The organism is Natronorubrum marinum, assembly GCF_052040125.1.
Classification (GTDB): Archaea; Halobacteriota; Halobacteria; order Halobacteriales; family Natrialbaceae; genus Natronorubrum.
On sequence record NZ_JBPPFV010000001.1, the window covers coordinates 971,812 to 992,360 of the forward strand.

The 20,549-nt window shown below is 65.3% G+C and carries 19 protein-coding genes; 9 read left to right on the forward strand and 10 right to left on the reverse strand.

Annotated features, from left to right (window positions below; translation table 11 throughout):
• Positions 1–105: 105 nt before the first annotated feature.
• From ACSFC5_RS04900 to rqcH, 3 genes are all read right to left on the reverse strand, one after another.
• Positions 106–987, reverse strand: coding sequence for an AAA family ATPase (locus ACSFC5_RS04900; protein WP_440764125.1), 882 nt, complete (start codon positions 985–987; stop codon positions 106–108).
• Complete coding sequence (locus ACSFC5_RS04905) at positions 984–2,387, reverse strand: cyclic 2,3-diphosphoglycerate synthetase (protein ID WP_440764126.1); 1,404 nt, start codon at positions 2,385–2,387, stop codon at positions 984–986. Before ACSFC5_RS04905 ends, ACSFC5_RS04900 begins: the two co-directional genes overlap by 4 nt.
• Positions 2,388–2,648: 261 nt before the next feature.
• Positions 2,649–4,829: a ribosome rescue protein RqcH gene (rqcH, locus tag ACSFC5_RS04910; protein WP_440764127.1), complete on the reverse strand. Its 2,181-nt coding sequence runs from the start codon at positions 4,827–4,829 to the stop codon at positions 2,649–2,651.
• Between the two features lie 198 nt (positions 4,830–5,027).
• Between rqcH and ACSFC5_RS04915 the strand changes: the two genes are divergently transcribed.
• Complete coding sequence (locus tag ACSFC5_RS04915) at positions 5,028–5,666, forward strand: hypothetical protein (protein ID WP_440764128.1); 639 nt, start codon at positions 5,028–5,030, stop codon at positions 5,664–5,666.
• A gap of 352 nt (positions 5,667–6,018) precedes the next feature.
• Here ACSFC5_RS04915 and ACSFC5_RS04920 read toward each other — a convergent pair whose 3' ends face one another.
• From ACSFC5_RS04920 to ACSFC5_RS04935, 4 genes are all read right to left on the reverse strand, one after another.
• Positions 6,019–6,255 carry a hypothetical protein gene (locus ACSFC5_RS04920; protein WP_440764129.1) on the reverse strand — a complete coding sequence of 79 codons (237 nt, stop codon included), beginning with the start codon at positions 6,253–6,255 and terminating at the stop codon, positions 6,019–6,021.
• A 58-nt stretch (positions 6,256–6,313) separates the two neighbouring features.
• A complete protein-coding gene (locus tag ACSFC5_RS04925; protein WP_440764130.1) occupies positions 6,314–7,063 on the reverse strand; it encodes a TenA family protein in 750 nt (249 codons plus the stop codon).
• Positions 7,060–7,719, reverse strand: a complete 660-nt coding sequence (tenA, locus tag ACSFC5_RS04930; RefSeq protein WP_440764131.1) for a thiaminase II — start codon at positions 7,717–7,719, stop codon at positions 7,060–7,062. The genes ACSFC5_RS04925 and tenA overlap by 4 nt, the downstream gene beginning before the upstream one ends.
• 684 nt (positions 7,720–8,403) lie before the next feature.
• Positions 8,404–10,071: a tRNA uridine(34) 5-carboxymethylaminomethyl modification radical SAM/GNAT enzyme Elp3 gene (locus ACSFC5_RS04935; protein WP_440764132.1), complete on the reverse strand. Its 1,668-nt coding sequence runs from the start codon at positions 10,069–10,071 to the stop codon at positions 8,404–8,406.
• Positions 10,072–10,317: 246 nt separating this feature from the next.
• Here ACSFC5_RS04935 and mbhE point away from each other — a divergent pair, with 246 nt between their 5' ends.
• Genes mbhE through mnhG form a run of 7 tightly spaced genes read left to right on the forward strand, consistent with a single transcriptional unit; the run spans position 10,318 to position 16,474 of the window.
• Positions 10,318–12,678: a hydrogen gas-evolving membrane-bound hydrogenase subunit E gene (gene mbhE, locus ACSFC5_RS04940; RefSeq protein WP_440764133.1), complete on the forward strand. Its 2,361-nt coding sequence runs from the start codon at positions 10,318–10,320 to the stop codon at positions 12,676–12,678.
• Positions 12,679–12,712: 34 nt separating this feature from the next.
• Positions 12,713–13,177: an MnhB domain-containing protein gene (locus ACSFC5_RS04945; protein WP_440764134.1), complete on the forward strand. Its 465-nt coding sequence runs from the start codon at positions 12,713–12,715 to the stop codon at positions 13,175–13,177.
• Positions 13,174–13,527 carry a sodium:proton antiporter gene (locus ACSFC5_RS04950; RefSeq protein ID WP_440764135.1) on the forward strand — a complete coding sequence of 118 codons (354 nt, stop codon included), beginning with the start codon at positions 13,174–13,176 and terminating at the stop codon, positions 13,525–13,527. The genes ACSFC5_RS04945 and ACSFC5_RS04950 overlap by 4 nt, the downstream gene beginning before the upstream one ends.
• On the forward strand, positions 13,527–15,212 hold the full coding sequence (locus ACSFC5_RS04955) for a complex I subunit 5 family protein (protein WP_440764136.1): 1,686 nt from the start codon (positions 13,527–13,529) through the stop codon (positions 15,210–15,212). Before ACSFC5_RS04950 ends, ACSFC5_RS04955 begins: the two co-directional genes overlap by 1 nt.
• The gene (locus tag ACSFC5_RS04960; protein ID WP_440764137.1) at positions 15,209–15,814 is read left to right on the forward strand and encodes a Na+/H+ antiporter subunit E; all 606 of its coding nucleotides are present in this window, start codon (positions 15,209–15,211) and stop codon (positions 15,812–15,814) included. Before ACSFC5_RS04955 ends, ACSFC5_RS04960 begins: the two co-directional genes overlap by 4 nt.
• Complete coding sequence (locus tag ACSFC5_RS04965; RefSeq protein ID WP_440764138.1) at positions 15,807–16,097, forward strand: monovalent cation/H+ antiporter complex subunit F; 291 nt, start codon at positions 15,807–15,809, stop codon at positions 16,095–16,097. Before ACSFC5_RS04960 ends, ACSFC5_RS04965 begins: the two co-directional genes overlap by 8 nt.
• Positions 16,097–16,474: a monovalent cation/H(+) antiporter subunit G gene (gene mnhG / locus ACSFC5_RS04970; RefSeq protein ID WP_440764139.1), complete on the forward strand. Its 378-nt coding sequence runs from the start codon at positions 16,097–16,099 to the stop codon at positions 16,472–16,474. The genes ACSFC5_RS04965 and mnhG overlap by 1 nt, the downstream gene beginning before the upstream one ends.
• Before the next feature lie 20 nt (positions 16,475–16,494).
• Here the strand turns inward: mnhG and ACSFC5_RS04975 are convergent, their stop codons facing one another.
• The 3 genes from ACSFC5_RS04975 to ACSFC5_RS04985 all read right to left on the reverse strand — a co-directional run bounded on the left by ACSFC5_RS04975 (position 16,495) and on the right by ACSFC5_RS04985 (position 19,646).
• Positions 16,495–16,974, reverse strand: coding sequence for an SHOCT domain-containing protein (locus ACSFC5_RS04975; RefSeq protein ID WP_440764140.1), 480 nt, complete (start codon positions 16,972–16,974; stop codon positions 16,495–16,497).
• Positions 16,975–17,082: 108 nt separating this feature from the next.
• Positions 17,083–19,302 (reverse strand): DHH family phosphoesterase, encoded by a 2,220-nt coding sequence (locus tag ACSFC5_RS04980; protein WP_440764141.1) that lies wholly within the window; start codon positions 19,300–19,302, stop codon positions 17,083–17,085.
• An 80-nt stretch (positions 19,303–19,382) separates the two neighbouring features.
• A complete protein-coding gene (locus ACSFC5_RS04985) occupies positions 19,383–19,646 on the reverse strand; it encodes a hypothetical protein (protein ID WP_440764142.1) in 264 nt (87 codons plus the stop codon).
• 145 nt (positions 19,647–19,791) lie between these two features.
• Here ACSFC5_RS04985 and ACSFC5_RS04990 point away from each other — a divergent pair, with 145 nt between their 5' ends.
• Positions 19,792–20,520: a metal-dependent hydrolase gene (locus ACSFC5_RS04990; RefSeq protein ID WP_440764143.1), complete on the forward strand. Its 729-nt coding sequence runs from the start codon at positions 19,792–19,794 to the stop codon at positions 20,518–20,520.
• Positions 20,521–20,549: the final 29 nt, after the last annotated feature.

The following is a 20,549-nucleotide window of genomic DNA, read 5'->3' on the forward strand; positions in this document are numbered from 1 at the left end:
GTCGCCGTCGGCAGGATTTGGAACTCACCTCGAGTCGGTTTACCGCTTCCCAGTCGGTAACTGCAGGGCCGAACCAACCGCCACGACTGGATTCGACTCTCCATGTTAGACTGAGGATGCCACTAGCGGTTCCAGTTCGGTCGTCACGTCGTTTATGATCTCCTCGATCGTCTGTTCCATATTCTCGTTGGTGATACTCGTCGCTCCGTTCCGTTTTCCTTCCTCGACGATGTATTCCTGAAGCGTCCGGATATCCGCGATGTTCTCGAGGTACCGTCCGGCGTTCCTGTTGCTCGTGTTCGCTCTGGCGTGAAACCGTCTGGCGTGTTCCGCTTCGTTCGGCACCTCGAGAACGTACCGAAACGTATGACAGTCGTCTCGATCCCCCATCCCCAGATATCCCGGCACGACATGGACGCCGTCGACGATCGAGTTCACGCCCTCTTTGACGCCTCTGTCGATGACCGGCTTGACCCCTGTGCTCACGACGTTGACCTGCTGATTGAACCCGTAGATGAGAGAGTCATCCACCAGGTCAGCTTTCACCGTTTCGTCCGCATTGAAACTGGACTGGTGCAGGGACGGGACCAGTTCCGTCGACACCATATTTCGCATGATCTCGCGGACAGTGTCGGTTTCGATGATCCTGTTGATGTCGAGTCGGTGAGCGAGTTCGATGGCGAGCGTCGACTTACCGATCCCTGCGGTGCCGCCAAGCAGGATAAACAGCGGTTTCTCCAGCCGCCACAGTTGTCTGGTTACCCTGTAAACTCGTTCCTCTCTTTGCAATCCCCTCTCTTGCAGTTTCCGTTGCACCCGCTGTTGGATCTCCCTCGAGTGGACGACCTCGACCTGATCGAGTTCTCGATCGATCTCCCTGACGATCTCGTATCGTTCCTCCAGTGGTAATCCGGTGATCGCCAGCGAGGTGGCAAGCAGCCCCTTCGAGAACGGATGACTGTTCCCGTCTTTGAGTACGTCTGTCATTCGTTCGGGCTGTGGCCGGCAAGCGTTCGTTCACAGAGCGAGATCACCCCCGCATCCAGGCTGTCGACGCTCCCACGGATCGGCGTCGCTTCGTTGTGCATGAACACGATCTCCAGCCCGTTCTCTTTTGCGTATCGTCCGGCGACATCGATCGAGGCCGCTTTGATCTCGGTGAGCAACACGTCGGCGTCACCCATTCCGTCGTCCAGGTCACTCCGGAGTTTGGGCCGGTTCGACAGATTGGTACTGAGGCCGACGACGTCACAGCCGTGTTCCTCCTCGAGAGCCGTTTCGATAGTGGGTGCGACCGACTCCGGCGCGGTCGTGGCGACGAAGACCGATCGCCCAGCGATGTCTTCGCCAGGGACCGGTCGGAACGTCGTCAGTAGATACTCGAGATCCGGAGCGAGACTAGTGATCCCCTCCTCGATTCGTCGTACCTTCTCCTCGCTTGCAAGCGGTTCTTCACACATCGTCACCACCGCCATATCTGACGTTTGCACGCGATACTGTCCGAAATACTGTAGAACGTGTTCGAGCGGCTGGGCCGCTCCGATGAGGGCGATCCTCGCGTCCGTCTCGACCGGGGGCATCGTCGCACCCGATCCTTCCATGATGACGAAGCCGTCGGCGAGGTCGGCCGTCCGCTCGGCTCCGGCGACCACGTTCGAGGCGACGGGATTTCCCGCCATTCCGCCACCACATCGCCTGCAGCCGACGGTGGGTACATCGGCGAGCAGCGCGTCCTCCAAGTAGTCCGACGCGGCGTGTTCCCCGCGTTCCGCCAGTTCGATGAGCGCATCCGCGTCGATCGTTCGCTCGCTCGTATCGACGACGACCGGGTCGGGCGGCCCACCACGGCCCATACAAACGATCGTCGGATCGTATCCCTCTTCGTCCATCGTCCGGGCAATCGAAACGCTGACAGCGGTCTTCCCGATCCGCTTTCCCGTCCCGATAATCGAGAGACTCGGCTGTTCGAGCACATCGTTCGCCTCGGGGCTCTCGAAGACGAAATCCGCACCGATGTAGTCGACTCCGTGAGTCAGGATCGTCGATGCGATCTCGAATCGATCCTCGTAGGTCACGACGGGTTCGTCCGACAGGTCGACGACGAGCGACGGGTTCTGTTCGAGAATCGCCCGTTCGATCGCGTCGAGAACGTCACCGTCCGGGGTATAGATTTCGGCGGCAGTTCCGGTCGCTGCTAACGCCTCCGTCGGGTCCTCGATCTTTTCGGTCCCACCCAGAAAGACGAGTCCGGCGACGACCGCGCCGTTCGACTCGAGTGTCTCGAGCGTTGCCGTCGTTACCGGCGGATAATGCTCCCCATCGACCAGGCAGACGACGTCGCCCCCATCGAATCGATCGAGGGCCGCGTCGGACAGGTGAAGGGGCATGTTCGTGTTAGTTGATGTCTCACTCATAAACTTCGGTGTCATTCTCCCCACGCTTGTCGAGAAAAAGCACTAGCCATACTATAACACCGCCTAGAGGTGGAGCAGTGACGTTCCCTGGACGAAAATCGCTCCCTCGAGACGCGATTAGTTCGCGCGAACCGACCGCGTCTCGGACCGGTACGATCGACAGGTCCTCAAGATTACAACGCTAAGCCCGGTTCGATAGCTGCTTCCGCGCCGGGCTGCTGGCTCACCGACCAGTCACTCCTCGGCGATCCGGCTCCCGCCCGGCGGCATGAAGTGCTGGATCCGGTCCGGACTGGCGATCTTGCGGACGAACGACTCGTCCTCGAACTGCTCGCGGAACCGTCGATAGAGCCGTTTTGCCGCGTCGGCCTGCGCGTAGCGACCGGGCTCGAGTTCGATCGTCGTCGCGGCCTGATCGACGACGGCCGACGGCGGCCCGCCGATGACGCGGGTGTAGGGCTCGCACTGGATGCCGACCGCGACGCCGACCGGCGTATCGTCGTAGTAGGTTCGATCGCCGCGAATCGCGAAGCCGCCTTTCTCGAGGTACTCGCCGCTCTCGGGCGTCTTGGTAACCTGATCGGAGTCCACGGCGTAGACGTCGCCCGCGTAGCGGCCGTCCTTCCAGACCGACGCGTAGGAGACGGCGAACTGGGCGGCCTCCTCGATGCTCGTCTCGGGCAGTTCGATATCCGAGGAGGACGCCTCGCTGGGATCGGTGGCCTTCAAGACGGTGACGGGGCCGCCGTGGGCCTGCGTGTGAAGCACTTTGTCGCCCGGCTCGAGGTACTTCTTCACCAACTCCTCGTTCTGGTCGGCGTTGCGCCCGCCGATCACGAGGTAGCCGTCGCTGGTGTGGAACCAGCGGAACCGGTCGTACCAGGGCTCGTTCTCGCGGATCGGGACGGAGGGCATCGAGAGCCAATCTCGATCCTCGCGCTCGACCTCGTCCGCGTCGTCTCGCTCGTCGTCGCCATCGTCGGCCTCCCACTGGTCGCGGCGACGCTTGGCTTCCTCGAGATCCTTCCGAGTGTTCTCGATGGCCGCGAGCGCGCCCTCCTTTTTCTCCTGGACGGCTTTGGCCTCGGTGTAGAGTCGGTCGGCGTTCTGCTCGACGCCCTGCGTGGTCTCGAGATCGACGTAGTCGTCGTCGACCTCGACCGTTACGATTCCTTCACTGCCGTCGACGTCGATGACCGCCTCGGCGGCCTCGATCCCCTGCTCCGCGCCGGCCTCGAATCGCTCCTCGATCTCGTCCCAGGGCCGGTCCTGGGCGCGCGCCTCCTGAATCGTCGAGAGGATGTCGTCGACCAGGCCGTACTCGGCGTACAGCGACTCGGCCTGCTCGCGCAGCATGTCGGCCTCCTGCTCGAAGCCCTCGATCGCGCCCTGCTGTTGCTCGATGATACGCTCCTGTTTGGCGATCTCTTCCTCGAAGTCGGGGCGTTGGTCGGTCGGATCCGGCTCGCCCTCCTCCTCGAGTTCGAGTCGGAAGAAGTAGTCGTCGAGCGCGCTCAGATAGGAGTCGTACGGCTCCGAGGCCAGTTCGACGTGTTCCTCGAGCGGGAACGGCGTCACGTCGACGACGCGATCCGGACTCGAGTCGCCGTCGTCCCCGGTTTCGTTCTCTCCGCCGTCCTCGCCGCCGTCGCCGTCCTCGCCCTCGTCCGCGAAGTAGAGTCGCGGATCGAAGTTGCCGTTGCGAAGGTCGAGCGCGAGTCGTTCGATCGCCTCGTAGAGCCGATCGTAAACGTCCTCGTCGGCGTCGCTGATGTCCATCGCCTTCTCGACGCTGGCGCGGGTACAGATCTCCTCGGCGTAGAGGCCGCCGAAGTTGAGCTGGGTTGCCAGCGTACGGACGACATCGGTGTCCGACTCCTCCATCTCGTGATCGAACACCTCACGAGAGACCGTCAGCGGATTCGTTCGGCTGTCGGGGAACTCGTAGCGCGAGCCCGGAACGACCGTCCTGGACTTCAGACGGACGGTCTCGAGGCAGTCGATCACCTCGTACTCGCCGTCGGTGACGGCGACGTTTCCCTGCCCGAACAGTTCGACGATGATCCGGGTGGTGCCGTCCTCGCGCTCGAAGGTGAACTCGAGGATGCGGTCGAACTCGAACTGCTCGACGCCGGCGAAGTCGGCACCCGACAGACGGTTTCGGAGCATCATCGCGAACTGCGGCGGTCGGCCCGGAGCGTCCGGCACTCGCTCGGGGGCGACCGTGTGGGCGCGTTTGACCTCGCCGACTTCGATGATGAGTTCGAGGCGGCCGCGATCGAAGTCCCGCATCTTGAGTCGCACGAGATCGTCGCCGTAGAGATAGGCCTTGTCGAGCTTCGCTCCCTCGTAGGCCCCGAGTTCCCCGACGAGGGCGGCGAGGTCGACGCTCGTAAGCTCCCGCTTTGGATCCATATCGTAACTGCCCGGCGCTGTCAAAAAGGCGTGTCGCTCCGTCGCGGCGACGGCGAGGGTGAACCGGGACCGACAGTCGGAAAGGCTAATCCGGACCGACCCCCTTCGTGACCGTATGAGCGACACTGTCGACGCCCGACGGAAGCGGGCTGGGTGGTGCATCCAGCAGCGCGAACAGGACAGCGGAGGTCGCCACCCATGAGCCAGCCAGACGACCGCCCGTGGAAGCGCGTTTCCCGGTTCCCCACGTTCGTCGACCACCTCGAGGACGAGGGCGCGTTCTCGGTCAGAGAGATCGTCGAAAATCTCGAGGTGGACATTCCCGTCGACGGCGTCGTCTACCACGACCGGGGCATCCGCGCGCCGGGCTACGACGCGACCTTCATCCACGAGCCGTCGCGGAGTCGACCCGCGTTTAGCCTCGAGGTCGATACGATCGGTCCGCGAAACACTTGGGCGGTGTTTGACGCCCAACTCGGCTGGGATCTCTACCTCCTGCAGGCCGACGGCGTGGCGGCGCTCGCGTGGGTGAGCGACGAGGAGTACAAGACCGAGGAGGCGACGATGTTCGACTCGAAACACGACGCGCTCGCCGCGGGCCGCTTCTCATTCGGCGTCTTCCTTTACTCGGGCAGCGACTGGGAGGAGCGCGTCGACCGCATCGAGCGAACCGACGCGCCGGCGTATCTCAAGCGCGACGACGGCACGCCGGTGATCCCGCAGAATCCCTCGGAGTTCTACGACTACATCGGCTCGAGCGCGACCGAGTTGCGCCAGAGTGGCGGCAACGCACCGCCGTACCTCGGGATCCTCGAGGTCGAGGTTACGATCGACTAGAACCGAACTTTTTCCGCCTCGGGTGCGCTCGCCACTCGTCTGCTCACGGGCGCGAAGCGCCCGTTCGCATGGCCCGCGGGACCTTTGGTCCCGCGCTGGCGCAAAAACTTCGATGAAAAACGGCCGACTGCTCGGCCTCCGACCTCGCGTCAGTGAACCGCGCTCACTCCGTTCGCGCGGATGCTCGGCGGTGGAATCGCTACTTCTCTACTGAGCGGCTCTCGACACGGACGGTTCGGAAACGGCGCTTGCGGTCGTCACCAACGCTCGATGCGATACGGACCGTCCACCGTCTCGAAGCGATCGACGCACAGTACGCGATCCAGTTCGTGGAGGGCTTCGCAGGCGGCCGTCACGCTCTCAGTCGCGTCACGACGTGGCACGTCAGTCGAGAGTCGGTCGTGACCGCCAGTTTATCGTCGTCCACGTCGACCTCGCCGGTCTCCCGGACGTCCGCGTAGCGGACGATCAGGAATGACTCGAGGATCGCCTGTGTGCCGACGGCCAGCTTGCCGCCGTGGTCGACGGGAACCGGGATGCACAGCGTCGCCGCCGCGATGACCTCGGAGACGGTCTTTCGTTCGAGCATAGTCGGTTCGCGATACGCCGGCCGAGTAAAATGGGTACCAACGTCGTCTCGTCGACACTCAGTCGTCGTACACCGCGTCGAAGAACGCGACCTCGAGGTCGACGGTTCGCCGGAACAGCGACTCGACTCGAGCCTGCCGCCGCGGCGATAGCTCGGGACCGACGGCGTCGAGTTGGCCGCGGAGCCAGTCGACGAACTCGCGAAAGCCCGCGGTCGCGTGGAGGTCGATCCACTCGGCGTAGTAAAACGGGAGGTCGGCGCCCGTACTCGGCGGGCCGTCGGCGTCGGGATCCGCGTACGTCTCGACGGCAGCGACGGCCCACTGCTCGTAGATCCACTCAGCGGGGACCAGCACGGCGAGCGTCTCCGCGTAGCCGCCCTCGTGGGAGGCCCGACCGAGCAGATCGATAAACGCCGCCGTCGGTTCGGCTAACTCCGGATCGGTTCGGCGCGAGTCGGGCACCTCGAGCGCGTCGAACGAGCGCAGGAAGTAGTCGTCCTCGTCGTCGGTGATCGTCTCGAGAAACTCGACGAGCGGCCGCTTGGCCGCCATATCGGGGGCCTGCCCGACCGCGCGGCCAAAGACGCTGACGAGGTCGTTGACGAAGGCGTAGTCCTGGACGAGGTAGTCGGCGAAGGCGTCCGCCGACAGCGTCCCGGCGCCGAGTTCGTCCGTGAACGGGTGTTCGACCGCGTCGGTCCAGGCGGGTTCCGACCGCTCTCGAAGCCAGTCGGTGAACCTGGGCTCGTCGTCGGTTTCGTCGGCGCTGGCTGCGTACTCCGCGTACGTCTCGAACGATTCAGTCATAGCTCCCACCCCTCGAGCGTGTACGCCATCTCCCAGAATCGGTACTCGAGTTTGGCGCTCGTCAGAAACGCCTCGCGCATGGCGTCGTGCTCGCCCGGATAGCGCTCGCCGCAGTGATCGACGAACTCCCGACACCACGCCGTCGCCTCGCGGAACTCCTCGCCCGTGTACAGCTCGATGAACGGCGTGTACCGGTGTTCTTCGTCGGCCAGCTCGGCCATGTGCTCGCCGACATCGAGGTAGCCCTGCATGCAGGGGAAAAGCGCCGACGCGATTTCGGCGATCGACCCCTCGTAGGCCGTTCGCACGAGAAAACTCGTGTAGGCGACGCAGGTCGGCGCCTTCTCGACGGACTCGAGTTCGTTGATCGAGATACCGTAATCGGCGGCGAACTCGCGGTGAAGATCCATCTCGTGGTCCAGTACGTCGTGGGCGACTCCCAGCAGGTGGGTCATCGTCTCCTCGTCGCGGGCTTTCGAGCCCGCGATCGAGAACAGCCGCGCGTAATCGAGCAGATATCGATAGTCCTGTTTCACCCAGTGCTGGAACGCCGCCTCGTCCAGCGTTCCGGCCGCGAGTTCGCGGACGAAGGGGTGGTCTTTCTGTGCCGCCCAGATGCGGTCGCCGTCTTCCAGCAGTCGGTCGCTGAATCCCATCTCGACTCGAGACTGAGAACCGCCAGCGTATTATAACAAACTAGTATAACTCGATGATTCTTCGCGGAACTCGGCACCGTCGGTCGCAATTGGTACCGGCTCGAGACCCGCCGTTCGTTCGAAATGTTCCCGTAGCTGGCTGCACACTGGATCGAGCGAATACGAAAGTGCACGCCGTGATCGTTCGTTCGGTGGGGGCGAACGATTCGGGGAGCGATATCGGCGTGCTGAGAGGTAACTCGGTGTGCCGTTGTCGGTCTGGGGAACGCAGACAACGGTGCCGACGAACGTCGGCGTTCGATGAACAGTCTTCGACAATTATAAATTTTTCCCACAGTATCCAGTATTTAATTGGCGGTAAACGGCTCGAGCAACTGCGCCAGCGTCGGGCCACTCTCCTCGGACGAACGGAGAGTATCCGCCCCGAAGGGGAACATGCTCGAACCAGCACGGACACTGCGAGGGCTACGGGCGCGGCGATCGCAACGCCGCTCACCCTGTCCGCGACCGAAAGCGGGACTCGCTCGATTCGGTTCTGATCGCGTTTGGCGCAGCAAGCGGCGCCGTCGGTATCAGAATCGTAACGAACGAAGCGGCGTCGAAACAACCCAATCCGTTCGCTCGAGCGGTAACGCCGCCGACCGATCGCAGAGCCGATCGGTTTGCCCGAGTCGAGAAAACCGGTCAGAGGGGCTTGCTGACGTACGGCCCGTCCTGATGGTAGCCGAGTTTCTCCCGGTAGTACTCCCGCGCGCCGATGCCGGAGATGACGCTGACCTTGTCGTAGCCGGCGTCGGCGGCGAGTTCCTCGGCGCGGGCCATCAGGCGTCGGCCGTAGCCGCGGTGTTGGTGCTGGTCCGTTTCCCCCTCCTCGCCCATGGCGACCTCGGTGCCGTAGACGTGGAGTTCGCGGACGAGCGCGGTATTCTCGAGTTCCGGCCGCACGGGGTCGTTCGGGAATCGCAGCCGGCAAAAGCCGATCAGCAGGTCTTGCTCGAAGTCCTCGAACGAGATGAAGTGCTCCGTGCCGCCGCAGGCGTCGTAGGTCAGCACGTCGAGTTCGATCTGGTCGGGTTCCTCGTCGTTCATCCCGGCCTCGCGACAGCGGATGCACTCGCAGGACCAGCCGTGTTCGTCCATCCGTTTACGGGCGAGCTGTCGGAGGTTGGACTTCCAGACGCCGGCGTCGATGTAGTCCGCCGGAATGTCCCGCTGGACGCGCTGGAGGCGCGTGTACCGCGGGATCATGTCCTTGATCTCGGCGACGAGGTCGGCGGCCTCCTCGTTGTCGAGGGGGTCGTACTCGCCTTTGTGCCACCAGTCGTAGGTCGCCGTCCCGCGGACGATGAGCGTCGGGTAAATCTTCAGGAAGTCCGGCTTCCACTGCTCCTGCTCGAAGATCCGCCGGAAGTCCTCGAGACACATCTCCTTGCTCATCCCGGGCTGGCCGGGCATCATGTGGAAGCCGACCTTGAACGCCGAGTCCCGGAGGCGCTGGTTGGCCTCGATCGACGCCTGCGCGCCGTGGCCGCGGTGCATCTCCCGGTTGATGCGCTCGTAGGTCGTCTGGACGCCGACCTCGACTTTCGTCCCGCCGAGGTCGAGCATGCGGTCGATCTGCTCCGGGTCACACCAGTCGGGTTTGGTCTCGAACGTGGTCCCGATGTTTCGGATATCGTTCGTCTCGTTTTCGGCGATAACGTCCTCGAGGTACTGCCACTCGTACTCCTCGGGGTCCTGTGCGAAGCTGACGCCTTCGGCCGGTTCGGGCTCCTTGTCGACGTCGAAGTCGTTCATCGCCTCGAGCGCGCGCTTGACGAACCACTCCTGGTAGTCGTGGCTCCGGGCGGTCATCGTCCCGCCCATCAGAATCAACTCCACTTTGTCGACGGGGTGGCCGATCTCGCGCAGTTGCTCGAGTCGCAGCGTCACCTGTCCGTAGGGGTCATAATCGTTCTGCACGCCGCGTGCAGCCGCCGGCTCGTCGCCCGTGTAGCTCTGGGAACTCGAGAACTCCGAGTCCGGGCCGCCGGGACAGTAGAGACACTTCCCGTGGGGACAGCGCTCGGGCGAGGTCATGATCGCGACGGGCGAGACGCCGGAGGCCGTCCGGACCGGCTTGCGCTGGAGGACCGCCTCGAGCTCCTCGCGGCGCTCCTGGGGCGCGTAGTCGAGGATTTCGGAGTTCTTGGGCACTTTCGGTGCCGAGAACTCGGAGCAGGCCGCTAACTTGGCCTTCTCGACCTCGTCGCGTTCGATCTCGCCCGCGAGAATCCGCTCGACGAGCGTCGCACAGACCTGCTCGAAGGCGTCGGTCTCGGTCGGATCGGAGTCGGGCGTCTCGGTACTCACTACACTGATTTGGACGGTCGCGGCGAATAAGCGTGTCGGAGTCGCGACCCCCGTGCGACGGGCTCGACGGTTCGAACGGGACCCGTTACAACCGCGCGGGGTCGGGCGGGCCGGTGACTGGGACGGCACGCCCGACCCCGAATAACCGCCAGTCAATGTCCGTTCGAGGCGGGGGATTTCGACCGAGCCGCCGCGCATACCGGCGGAACCGTTAAGCCGTCCCTGCTGGTAGTCCCATCGGACTGAATGTCCCCGCAGCTGTCGGTCGTCTTCCTGGCGGTAGCGTTACCGTTCGTAGTCGCGGCTGCGACGCCGCTGCTCTTTCGGGCGCTCGGCGAGCGGACGGGGTACGTCGGATCGGTAACGGCGCTTGGCTGTTTCGGCTTGCTCGCCAGTCAATACGGCGCCGAGGGGACCGTTGCCGTCGAGTGGATCCCGTCGCTCGAGGTCGCGCTGCGGTTCACCGTCGATAGCTGGGCGCTGCTGTTCGCGCTGCTCGCGAGCGGCATCGGGGCGCTCGTCTTTCTGTACTCGACGGCGTACATGCACGGCGAGTCCGGCCTCGTCAGGTACTACGCCGCCCTGCTCGCCTTCATGGGCTCGATCATCGGCGTCGCGCTGGCCGCCGACTTGCTCTCGATCTTCCTCTTCTGGGAGCTCACCAGCCTCTGTTCGTTCGTCCTGATCGGCCACTACACGGCCGACGACTCCTCGCAGTACGCCGCCCGGATGGCCATGTTCGTGACCGTCGGCGGCGGCCTCTTCCTGCTCGTCGGCTTCCTGCTCCTGGCGCTGGTCGCCGGCGACGCCCTCGGCCCCGCGGCGGCGTTCGACCTCGCCGCGATGCTCGCAAACCCCGACGAGATGCAGTCCGCGCTCCGCGAGGAGGGGCTGTTTCTGCCGGTGCTCGGACTGATCGCGATCGGCGCGGGGGCCAAATCCGCGCAGGTCCCGCTGCACTTCTGGCTGCCCAACGCGATGGCCGCGCCCACGCCCGTTTCGGCCTTCCTCCACTCCGCGACGATGGTGAAAGTCGGCGTCTACTTCATCGGCCGGGTTCGGCCACTGCTCGCGAGCCTCGAGTGGCTCTACCTCTTTGCCACCCTCGGGCTGACGACGATGACCGTCTGTGCGATCCTGGCGGTCGCCTCGACGGACATCAAGGAATTGCTGGCGTACTCGACGGCCAGTCACCTCGGCCTCATCACGGCCGGTTTCGGCTTCACGTCGGTGCTCGGTGCCGAGACTGGCGTCTTCCACCTGCTCAACCACGCGCTGTTCAAGGCAGCCCTGTTTCTGGTCGCCGGGATCATCGCCCACGAGGCGGGGACACGGCGGCTCGAGGACCTCGGCGGCCTTCGCCACGACCTGCCGATTACGGCCGGTATCACCGCGATCGTCGCGCTCAGTATGGCCGGAATTCCGCCGTTCAGCGGTTTTTACTCGAAGGAACTGCTCTTCGAGGCGGCCGTCGAGGCGAGTCACGTCCACGACATCGGCCTGCTGGGGTGGCTCTACCCGGCCGTCGCCGTCTTCGGGAGTATCTTCACCGTGCTCTACTCGCTGCGATTCCTCTCGCTGTTCTTCGGCGGGCGACCCGACGCGCTCGAGGACGTCCACCGACCCTCGATCGCACTGCTCGTCCCGCCCGCCATACTGGCCGCACTCACGGCCGTCATCAGCGTCGACCCCGAGATTGCAGTCCGCGCCATCGTCCAGGGCGGCGTCGACGCGACCGCCGTCGAGACCCACGAGATGCACGTCGGGATTCCGACTTCGTACTCCCCCGCCGTGGGGATGAGCATCGTCACCATTGGGCTGGGATTCCTCGCGTATCCCTTCTACGGCACCGTTCATAACGGAATTCGCACGATCCCGCGGACGGCCCCGCCGATCAGTTCGAACTGGTGGTACGACGGGATCGTCAACACCCTCACGGACGGCGGCTCGTGGCTCGCAGCCCAGATTCACAACGGCCTGCTCAGGACGTACGCGACGTGGACGCTCGCCGCGACCTGCGCCCTCGCGCTCGCGGGCTTCGCCGCGACGGGGACGATCGTTCCCGTGGAACTCGTCGACGTCGACGCCCCGCCCGTGATCGCGCTCGTCCTGCTCGTCGCGGTGATGGCCGGTCTCGCCGTCGTCCTTTCGACCTCCCACATCGCCGGCATTCTCACGCTCTCGATTCTGGGATTCATGGTCGCCATCTTCTACATCCTCGCGAGCGCCCCCGACCTCGCGTTGACCCAGCTGGTCGTCGAGACGCTCATCCTCGTGATCTTCCTGCTCGTCATCGAGGAGATTCCCGAGTACTACGAGGTCGGTCTCGGTCGGATCGCCCGCGATGCCGTCCTCTCGATCGCCGTCGGCGCGACCGCGTTCGTCACCGTTCTCGTCACGACCGACGCGCGCCCTGAGGGGAGTACCGCCATCGCCCGCTACTACGCCGAGCGCGCCGTTCCCGACGGCGGCGGCACCAACATCGTCAACGTGACCCTCGTCGACTTCCGCGGCTTCGACACGCTCGGCGAACTCGTCGTGGTCGCGCTGGCCGCGATTTCGATCCTGACGCTCGTCGTGATGCGCGAGGGAGGGGACGACGAATGACGCGAGCAGGCACCACCGCTCGAGGTGAGAGGCTGTGACGACGGTCATCATGCGCACGACCGCTCGAGCGGTCGTGCCGATTATCTTCGTCGTCGCGGCTTCGCTGTTCGTGGAGGGCCACAACCTCCCCGGCGGCGGCTTCATCGCCGGCGTGCTCACGACGACCGCGTTCGCGATCATCTACCTCGCCTTCGGTCTGGACTTTCTCGAGCGCGGGGTGCTCGGCCGCGACGTCGATCCCGGCGAGGAGCGCTCGCAGGATCGCGTCGTCGTCGCCTACCGGCGCCTGTTCGAGTACGGGCTGGCGATCGCCGTCCTCAGCGGACTCGTCCCATTGCTGTTCGGGTATCCGTTCCTCTCGCAGTCGTACGTCATCTTCGAGGGGGTACCGATCTACGACCACGTCGAGATCGCGAGCGCGCTCGCGTTCGACTTCGGCGTCTTCTGCGTCGTCGTCGGCGGACTCCTAACGATCCTCTCGGTGGTGGGTGCCGAATGACGGCGTTCGTCGTCGCGGTTGTAGTCGGCGCGCTGTTCGCGCTCGGGACGTTCTTGCTCCTCAGGCGGGACCTGATCCGGGTCGTCTGGGGGCTGGCCATCATCAGCCAAGCGGCGAACGTCTACCTGCTGGCGATGGGCGGGATCGCGGAGGGGACCGCCGACACGGTCCCCGTTCTGGCCGGCCACGGCGAACACGTTCCGGAGACGGCCGATCCGTTGGTTCAGGCGCTCGTCCTGACCGCGATCGTCATCGGCTTCGGCATGACCGCGTTCGCGCTCGTACTGTCGTATCGGGTCTACGAGGAACACGACACGTTAGACGTCTCCGACCTGGGTGATCGCGACTGATGACAGTTCCACTGGCCGCACCGCCGATCGGTACCGAATCGCAGCTCGTGATCGCCCCGATGCTCGTCGTTCTGGTTACGGGCGTCGTCAGCCTCCTGTTCGGTCGGTGGCCGCGGGCGCGAATCGGCGTCAGCCTCGCCGGCGGCGTCGCCTACGTCGTCGCCGTCGCGGCGATCGACTGGTACGTCGTCCTCGCGCCGGACGCGCCGGGGATCGCGACCTACCAGGTCGGCGACTGGCCGGCACCCTTCGGCATTACGCTCGTCGCCGACGGCCTGTCGGCGTTCATGCTCACCATGGTCGCCGTCATCGGGGTCGCCTCGCTGACCTTCTCGACGCGCGTCCTGCCCGAGATCGACCGCCGGAGCTACTACTTCCCGCTGTTTCACTTCCTGGCGCTCGGCGTCACCGGCGCCTTCCTCACCGGCGACCTGTTCAACCTGTTCGTCTGGTTCGAAGTGATGTTGATGGCCAGCTACGTCTTCGTCGCCTACTACGGCGGCCCCCAGCACACCCGCGCCGCGTTCTGGTACGTCGCGCTCAACCTGCTCGCGAGCGCGGTCTTCCTGCTGGGCGTCGGCGGCATCTACGCGACGACGGGTACGCTCAACATGGCGGATCTCGCCCAGCGACTCGCCGATCCGGCGGCGTACGGCATCGATCCCGGCCCGGTCGTCGGCCTGCTGGCGCTTCTCCTGTCGGTGTTCGCGATCAAAGCCGGCCTCGTCCCGTTCCAGTTCTGGATTCCGACCGCCTACCGTGCCGCGCCGCCGCAGATCACCGCGCTGCTGGCCGGCGCGACCAAGAAGGTCGGCATCTACGCGATCATCCGGCTCTCCTTTACGATCTTCGCCGGCGCGCAGGTCGGCGTCTCGCTCGAGGCGCCGGTCGTCGGAACCGTGGTCGCCGGAGACTCCCCCATCGCGTTCGTCGGGGCCGCGCTGTTCGTCATGGCCGCCGGCAGCATTCTCGTCGGCGGCATCGGCGCCGTCGGCCGCGACTCGATCGAGGGGGTGCTGGCGTACTCGAGTATCGGACAGGTCGGTTTCATCGCGCTGCCGGTCGCTATCGCGGCGACGACCCAGAGCGCCGAGTTGCGCCACCTCGCCATCGTCGCGGCGCTGGTCTACGCCCTCAACCACACGCTGGCGAAGGGGCTGCTCTTCCTCGCGGTCGGCGCGATCAGATCGTCGACCGGGACGAGTCAGTTCGCCGGCCTCGGCGGCCTCGCGGGACGGTCGCCGCCGATGGCCGTCGCCGTCTTCGTCGGCTCGCTCGCGCTCGTCGGCATCCCGCCGTTGTCGGGCTTTTTCGGAAAGCTGCTCGTCTTCGATACCGCGGCTCGAGCGGAGCTGCTCCCCGTTATCGCCCTCCTGCTCGTCGGCTCCCTGCTGACCATCGCCTACGCGACCCGAATGTGGAATCAGAGCTTCTGGGGCGCGCGAACGACCGCCGTCGAGGACGCGACCGTCGATTCCGTCCAGGTCGGCGTCCTGATCGCGCTCGCGGCGATCATCGTCGCGGTCGGCGTCGGCTTCGAACTGGTCTACGAGTTCGCGGACGCCGCCGCGACGGCCGCACTGGACGTCGAGGGGTACGTCGACGCCGTGGACCCGGCCGGTCCCGACGACCTGAGCGAGCTGGACGACGCCGGCGAGAGTGCCAGCGGAGGTGACCACGCGTGAAGATTCGTACCTGGCCGATCGCGGGCATCGCCTTCGCCGTCCTGTGGCTCTTCGTTCGCGGCGTTTCGCTCACGCCGATGGTTCTGCTCGGCCAGTTCCTCTTCGGTCTGGTCGTCGGCCTCCCGACCGCGTACCTCTTCCGCCGGCTGTACGCCGGGCGGATCGATCTCGGCCGCGGCATCCTCGCGCTTCCCTACGCGGGTTGGTACGTCGCAACGTTCGTCTGGGAACTCGTCCGCGCGAATCTGGACGTGGTCTATCGAGTGCTCTCCCCGGAGATGCCGATCGAACCGGAAGTGATCCTGGTGCCGCTTCGCGTCGAGTCCGACGTCGCGGTCACGCTCATCGCCAACAGCATCACGATCACTCCCGGCACGGTCACGCTGGATCACGATACGGAGACGAACGCGCTCTACATTCACGCGATCGACGGCCGCGACCCGAAGGCGATCGTCGCCCCAATCTGGCGGTGGGAGGACGCCGCCCTCGAGATGTTCGACGAGCGGGCGTCGTCCGACGATCCGCCGCGAGAGATCGTGGTCTCCGGGGGGGAACGGAGTCGACGCTACGGCGGGGAACCGCTGGGTGATACCGATGACTGAACTGATCGGTCCGGACGTCCTCGAGCTAACGGTTCGTGCGGCGCTGATACTCGTCGGCCTGCTCTGTGTGTGCTGTAGCTACCGCGTCATCGCCGGGCCGACGAATCCGGACCGCGTGGTCGCACTGGACGCCATCGCCACGAACGTCGTCGCCATCGCCGTCCTCTTCGCCATCCAGACCGACCGCGGCCTGTTCGTTACGGTGAGCCTCGTGCTCGCGATCATCGGCTTCATCGCGACGGTCGCGGTCGCGAAGTTCGTCATCGAGGGGGAGGTGATCTGATGATCCGAACCGCGGTTATCATCGCCCTGATCGTCGTCGGCGTCTTCTTCCTGACGGTCGGCACGATCGGCCTGCTGCGCCTGCCGAACGTCTACAACCGGATGCACGCGACGAGCAAGCCGACGACGCTCGGTACCGCCGCGGTCTTCCTCGCCGGCTTCGTCCACTTCGGACCGGGCGACGAGGGACTCACCTCGCTCATCGGGATCGCCTTCCTCTTTCTGACGGTTCCGACGGGCGCCCACATGATCGCCCGGTCGGCCGAACGGATCGGGATCCCGTTCCTCGGGAGCGTGACCTGGCCGGACGCGTCGGTACTGCTGGACGAACGACAAGAAGGGGAGGAAAATCGATCCGCGGACGACGGCGACGACTAAGGACCCCTTGCCGCCCCCGTTCAGGAGTCGTACTCGAGGTCCCGTTCCCGGCTTGGAGCCCGTCGCTCGCGCTGTCGTTGCTCTTGGACGTCCTCGAGCGTCTCCGTCTCCAGCAGTCGCTCGAGTTTCCGCTCGAACTGTTCGTCGGTGAGGTCGCCCGCGGCGTAGCGTTCGCGAAGCGTCTCGAGGGCGTCGCCGGGAGTCGGTTCATCGGCGTGCTCCGGGTTCGAACCGGCGCTCGGCGACTCGTCTCGGTCGTCACCGTCTCCCCACCACTCGTCCCACGAGTCGTCGGTCCACGAGTCCCACCACTCCGTGCGGTCCGCTTCGTCGCCGTACAGGAGCGCGACGAGGGGAACGACGACGATGTAGCCGATGAGCAACGCGGCGAGCCACCACGACTGACCGGTGAACATCGCCGCGAGCCAGAATCCGGTGACGATCGTCGCGGTAATCTCGGTGATGTTCTCACGGAATCGAGTCGCGGGATCGTCGCTCATGGGCGTGAATAGACGTGCTGGACCGAAAGCTGTTTCCACCGAACGGCGTCGTCACTGGTCGAGTAGAGCGGTGTGGAGGAGCGGGACTGGCGCGTCCGGCGTGGTCGGTTACGCGAGGGTCTCGCCGAGCGCCTCGAGTGCGGCGTCGCGAACGGCGTCGCGTTCGCCCGGCAGGAACTCTACGTGGCCGTCCTGGCCGCCGACGACGCTGATGCCGGCGTTCGGCGCCGCTGCGGCGATTTCGTCGCCGAGGTCGCGGACGTTCAGCGCCGCGTTCGCTCGAACGTGCAGTTCGTCGTCGCCGACGCCGAGGGTGACGAACGGCTCGTCGTGGCCCTCGCGCTGGCGTCGGTGCAGCGCGTCGAGCAACAGCGTCGTCGTCGGGAAGTTGTAGCGGTGGGTGAACGCGTCGGTGTCGAGGACCGCGACAGTGACGCCGTCGACGGTTTCGGTGGTCAGGTTCTCCCGGGCCGTCTCGAGTTCGGTCTCGAGTTTCGCGCGGAACTGCTCGGAGACGTGGGCGGCGAGATCTCCGTTGCGTTCGGTCTCCATCGCGTCCTCATCACCGAACAGCAGATCGATCACGAGTTCGCGCTTGTCCTTGTACGACTGGTAGTAGGCCTCGAGCGCGACGGCTTCGCGGCGCTCGGAGACGCCAGTCTCGTCGTAGCCGGCCTCACTCGCGAGGTCGACGTACGCTTCGGGGGTGTCCTCCCAGTAGCTGACGGCGGGGAGGTGGACGAGGTCGTCGCGAACGTCGTCGTTGACGTGGGCGGCGACGTTCGCCGCGAGTGCGGTCGACGTGAGGTCGGCGACGTCGACGCCGGCGAGCGAGGGCGCGACGGTGATCGAAACCGCGCCGGTGATCTCGTCGTCGGCGCGACTGTCGTCGATGACGATCGTCTCCGCGTCGTACAGCGAGAGCAGATCGTAGCCGTCGACGGACTCCTCGGTCGAGCCGGCGTCGACGAGGAGCACGAGCGGCAGTTGCTCGCCGTGACGGTCGCGGGCCTCGAGCATCGAGGTGACGTCGTTGGTGGCGGCGTCCATGTCGTAGACGCGGCCGTCGAGCGGGCGGCGTTCGAAGTAGTGGTACTCCGCGTCCTTGCGGGTGTGTTTCTCGCGGATCAGCGGGAGCACGGCGCGCTCGATGGCCGCGCCGGCGACGTAGCCGTCGGCGGTCGCACCGTGGCGCACGACGATCGGTCGGGCCTCCATCACGGCGCGACGAATCGCGGTCGCGGCGTCGACGAGGTCGTCCTCGACGGTCGAGACGGCGTCGTGGTCGGCCAGCAGGGAGACATTGGTCGGGCGGGCCTCGGACTCGATCGCGTCCTCGAGGCGCTCGCGGATGGTCTCGCCGTCCTCGCCGTCGAGGATCTCGAGCGTCTCGGTTTCGACCTGAAGGTCGCCGTGGTGGCGTTCGACCTCGCCCTCTAAGGCGACGACGTCGTCGATCTCGACGTCGGGGTAGGCGCGGACGCCGGCCTCCTCGAACGCCGCACACTCGACCGTCGCGGTCTCGTCGCGCAGTTCGAAGACGGTCGGACCGCTGGTCTGGCGGACGCCGGTGATCTCGCCCTCGAGTCGGACGACGGTGCCGACCTGGTCGTCGATGGCGTCGATCGTCGTTCGGTTGAGCGCCGGTTCGGGTTCGGCGTCGGCGGCGTCGTCCGTTGCCGGCGTCGACGCGGCCGCGCTCTCGGTCGCGACGGAGCCGCTGGCGCTGCCGGCAGCGACGGCCTCGGTCGCGTTCGGTGCGCCGGATTCGTCGCTCGCTCCGGAATCGTCGACAGCCGTCTGCAGGTCGCCGGCTTCGACGTCGGTTTCGTCGGCCGACTCGTTGGCCGCAGCGGCTGCAGCAGCGTCCTCGTCGGACGCGACTGTGGAACCACCGTCGTTGGTCGATTGGTGATCGTCGGTCGATTCGCTCCGGTCGTCCTCGAGGTCCTCGGGGAGCACCTCGTCGTCGCCGGTGTCGATCAGTTTGCCGCGGAACTCGCGTTCGCGCTGACGGATCGACCAGCCGAGGTCGACGTTCCCGTTGTCTCGGACGCTGAGGACCTGGACGTAGACGTCATCGCCGGGTTCCCAGTCGAGACTCTCGAGTCGTTGGTCTAGTTCGCTTCTATGCAACAGGCCGGTGACGTGGTCTCCGATGTCGACGAAGACACCGAAGTCGGCGTAGCCGTCGACGGTGCCCCGGTAGTAGCGTTCGGGGGTGAGTTCTGAGGCCGAGCTGCCGCGAAATTCGAAGACAGCATCCTCCTCGTGACTCTTGCAGATCTCGCCGTCAACGGGTGTGCCACAGATGATACAGTTACCCATCTACTCGAACCAAGCAGTTTCGCCCTAAAACGGTTGTCGAAATGCGCTCGGCGCGAGAATCGTGACGCGCGGCCCGTTCGTTACTCGAAAACCGGTGAATCGTCCTCGAGAGACTCGATGTCGCTCGCGATCTTGCGAACGTCCTCGGGGAAGAGCGACACCTGCACCTCGTTTCCGTCCGCGTCCTCGAAGACGAGTTTGACGCGCTTGTCGCCGAACGCTCGAGCCTCGGCTTCCTCGACCTCGAACAGCTTGACCGTCGCCGACTTGTTCGTCGGCCCGACGTTCTTGATCGAGCCCTCTTTCAATTCAACCATAAATTCGTCGAGGTTCAGCGTGAGCATACGCGTCGTACGGACCGGGGGTAGAAAACGACATGGCATCGTCGCCGCCCGTTTCGCGTCACGTCACCGCAGAGCCGAGTCGTCGGCCGCCAGCACGAACACTCGGCCAGTTTTAAGGTGAATTCGACCGAACGGACGACGTGCTATGCAGGTCACCTGGCACGGCCACTCGACGTGGCACGTCATCGTAGGGGAGACGGAGCTACTGATCGACCCGTTCTTCGACAATCCGAAGACGGACCTCGAGCCGTCGGATATCGACATGCCGGACTACGTGTTGCTCACGCACGGCCACGCCGACCACATCGCCCACGCCGGGGAGTTCGCCGAGGCGACGCTGGTCGCGACGCCGGAGCTCGTCTCCTACTGCGAGGCGGAGTTCGGCTTCGAGGACGCCGTCGGCGGCATGGGGATGAACCTCGGCGGCACCGTGGAGTGTGGCGACGCGTACGTTACCATGGTCCGCGCCGACCACACGAACGGCATCATGACCGAGAACGGGAAAAGCGGCGGGATGCCGGCCGGCTTCGTCATCTCGGATACGAAGCCGACGCAAGTGAGCGACGAGGAGTCGACCACCATCTACAACGCCGGCGACACCTCGTTGATGTCCGAGATGCGTGACGTCATCGGCACCTATCTCGAGCCCGACGCGGCCATCGTCCCGATCGGCGATCACTTCACGATGGGGCCACAGCAGGCCGCCATCGCCGTCGACTGGCTCGACGTCGACTACGCGTTCCCGCAACACTACGATACGTTCCCGCCGATCGAACAGGACCCCGAGGAGTTCGAGAGCGAAGTCGCGGCGACGGGCAGCGACGCCGAAGTCGTGACGCTCGAGGCCGACAAACCGTTCGAAATCGACTCCTGACCGCTCGCTCGAGCGGCGGATTCGCAACG

Bases quoted from the DNA above. Each gene is read 5' to 3' on its own strand.
- ACSFC5_RS04900 (WP_440764125.1), bottom strand. From the start codon at position 987: ATGACAGACGTACTCAAAGACGGGAACAGTCATCCGTTCTCGAAGGGG.
- ACSFC5_RS04905 (WP_440764126.1), bottom strand. From the start codon at position 2,387: ATGCCCCTTCACCTGTCCGACGCGGCCCTCGATCGATTCGATGGGGGC.
- rqcH (WP_440764127.1), bottom strand. From the start codon at position 4,829: ATGGATCCAAAGCGGGAGCTTACGAGCGTCGACCTCGCCGCCCTCGTC.
- ACSFC5_RS04915 (WP_440764128.1), top strand. From the start codon at position 5,028: ATGAGCCAGCCAGACGACCGCCCGTGGAAGCGCGTTTCCCGGTTCCCC.
- ACSFC5_RS04920 (WP_440764129.1), bottom strand. From the start codon at position 6,255: ATGCTCGAACGAAAGACCGTCTCCGAGGTCATCGCGGCGGCGACGCTG.
- ACSFC5_RS04925 (WP_440764130.1), bottom strand. From the start codon at position 7,063: ATGACTGAATCGTTCGAGACGTACGCGGAGTACGCAGCCAGCGCCGAC.
- tenA (WP_440764131.1), bottom strand. From the start codon at position 7,719: ATGGGATTCAGCGACCGACTGCTGGAAGACGGCGACCGCATCTGGGCG.
- mbhE (WP_440764133.1), top strand. From the start codon at position 10,318: ATGTCCCCGCAGCTGTCGGTCGTCTTCCTGGCGGTAGCGTTACCGTTC.
- ACSFC5_RS04950 (WP_440764135.1), top strand. From the start codon at position 13,174: ATGACGGCGTTCGTCGTCGCGGTTGTAGTCGGCGCGCTGTTCGCGCTC.
- ACSFC5_RS04955 (WP_440764136.1), top strand. From the start codon at position 13,527: ATGACAGTTCCACTGGCCGCACCGCCGATCGGTACCGAATCGCAGCTC.
- ACSFC5_RS04965 (WP_440764138.1), top strand. From the start codon at position 15,807: ATGACTGAACTGATCGGTCCGGACGTCCTCGAGCTAACGGTTCGTGCG.
- mnhG (WP_440764139.1), top strand. From the start codon at position 16,097: ATGATCCGAACCGCGGTTATCATCGCCCTGATCGTCGTCGGCGTCTTC.
- ACSFC5_RS04975 (WP_440764140.1), bottom strand. From the start codon at position 16,974: ATGAGCGACGATCCCGCGACTCGATTCCGTGAGAACATCACCGAGATT.
- ACSFC5_RS04980 (WP_440764141.1), bottom strand. From the start codon at position 19,302: ATGGGTAACTGTATCATCTGTGGCACACCCGTTGACGGCGAGATCTGC.
- ACSFC5_RS04985 (WP_440764142.1), bottom strand. From the start codon at position 19,646: ATGCTCACGCTGAACCTCGACGAATTTATGGTTGAATTGAAAGAGGGC.
- ACSFC5_RS04990 (WP_440764143.1), top strand. From the start codon at position 19,792: ATGCAGGTCACCTGGCACGGCCACTCGACGTGGCACGTCATCGTAGGG.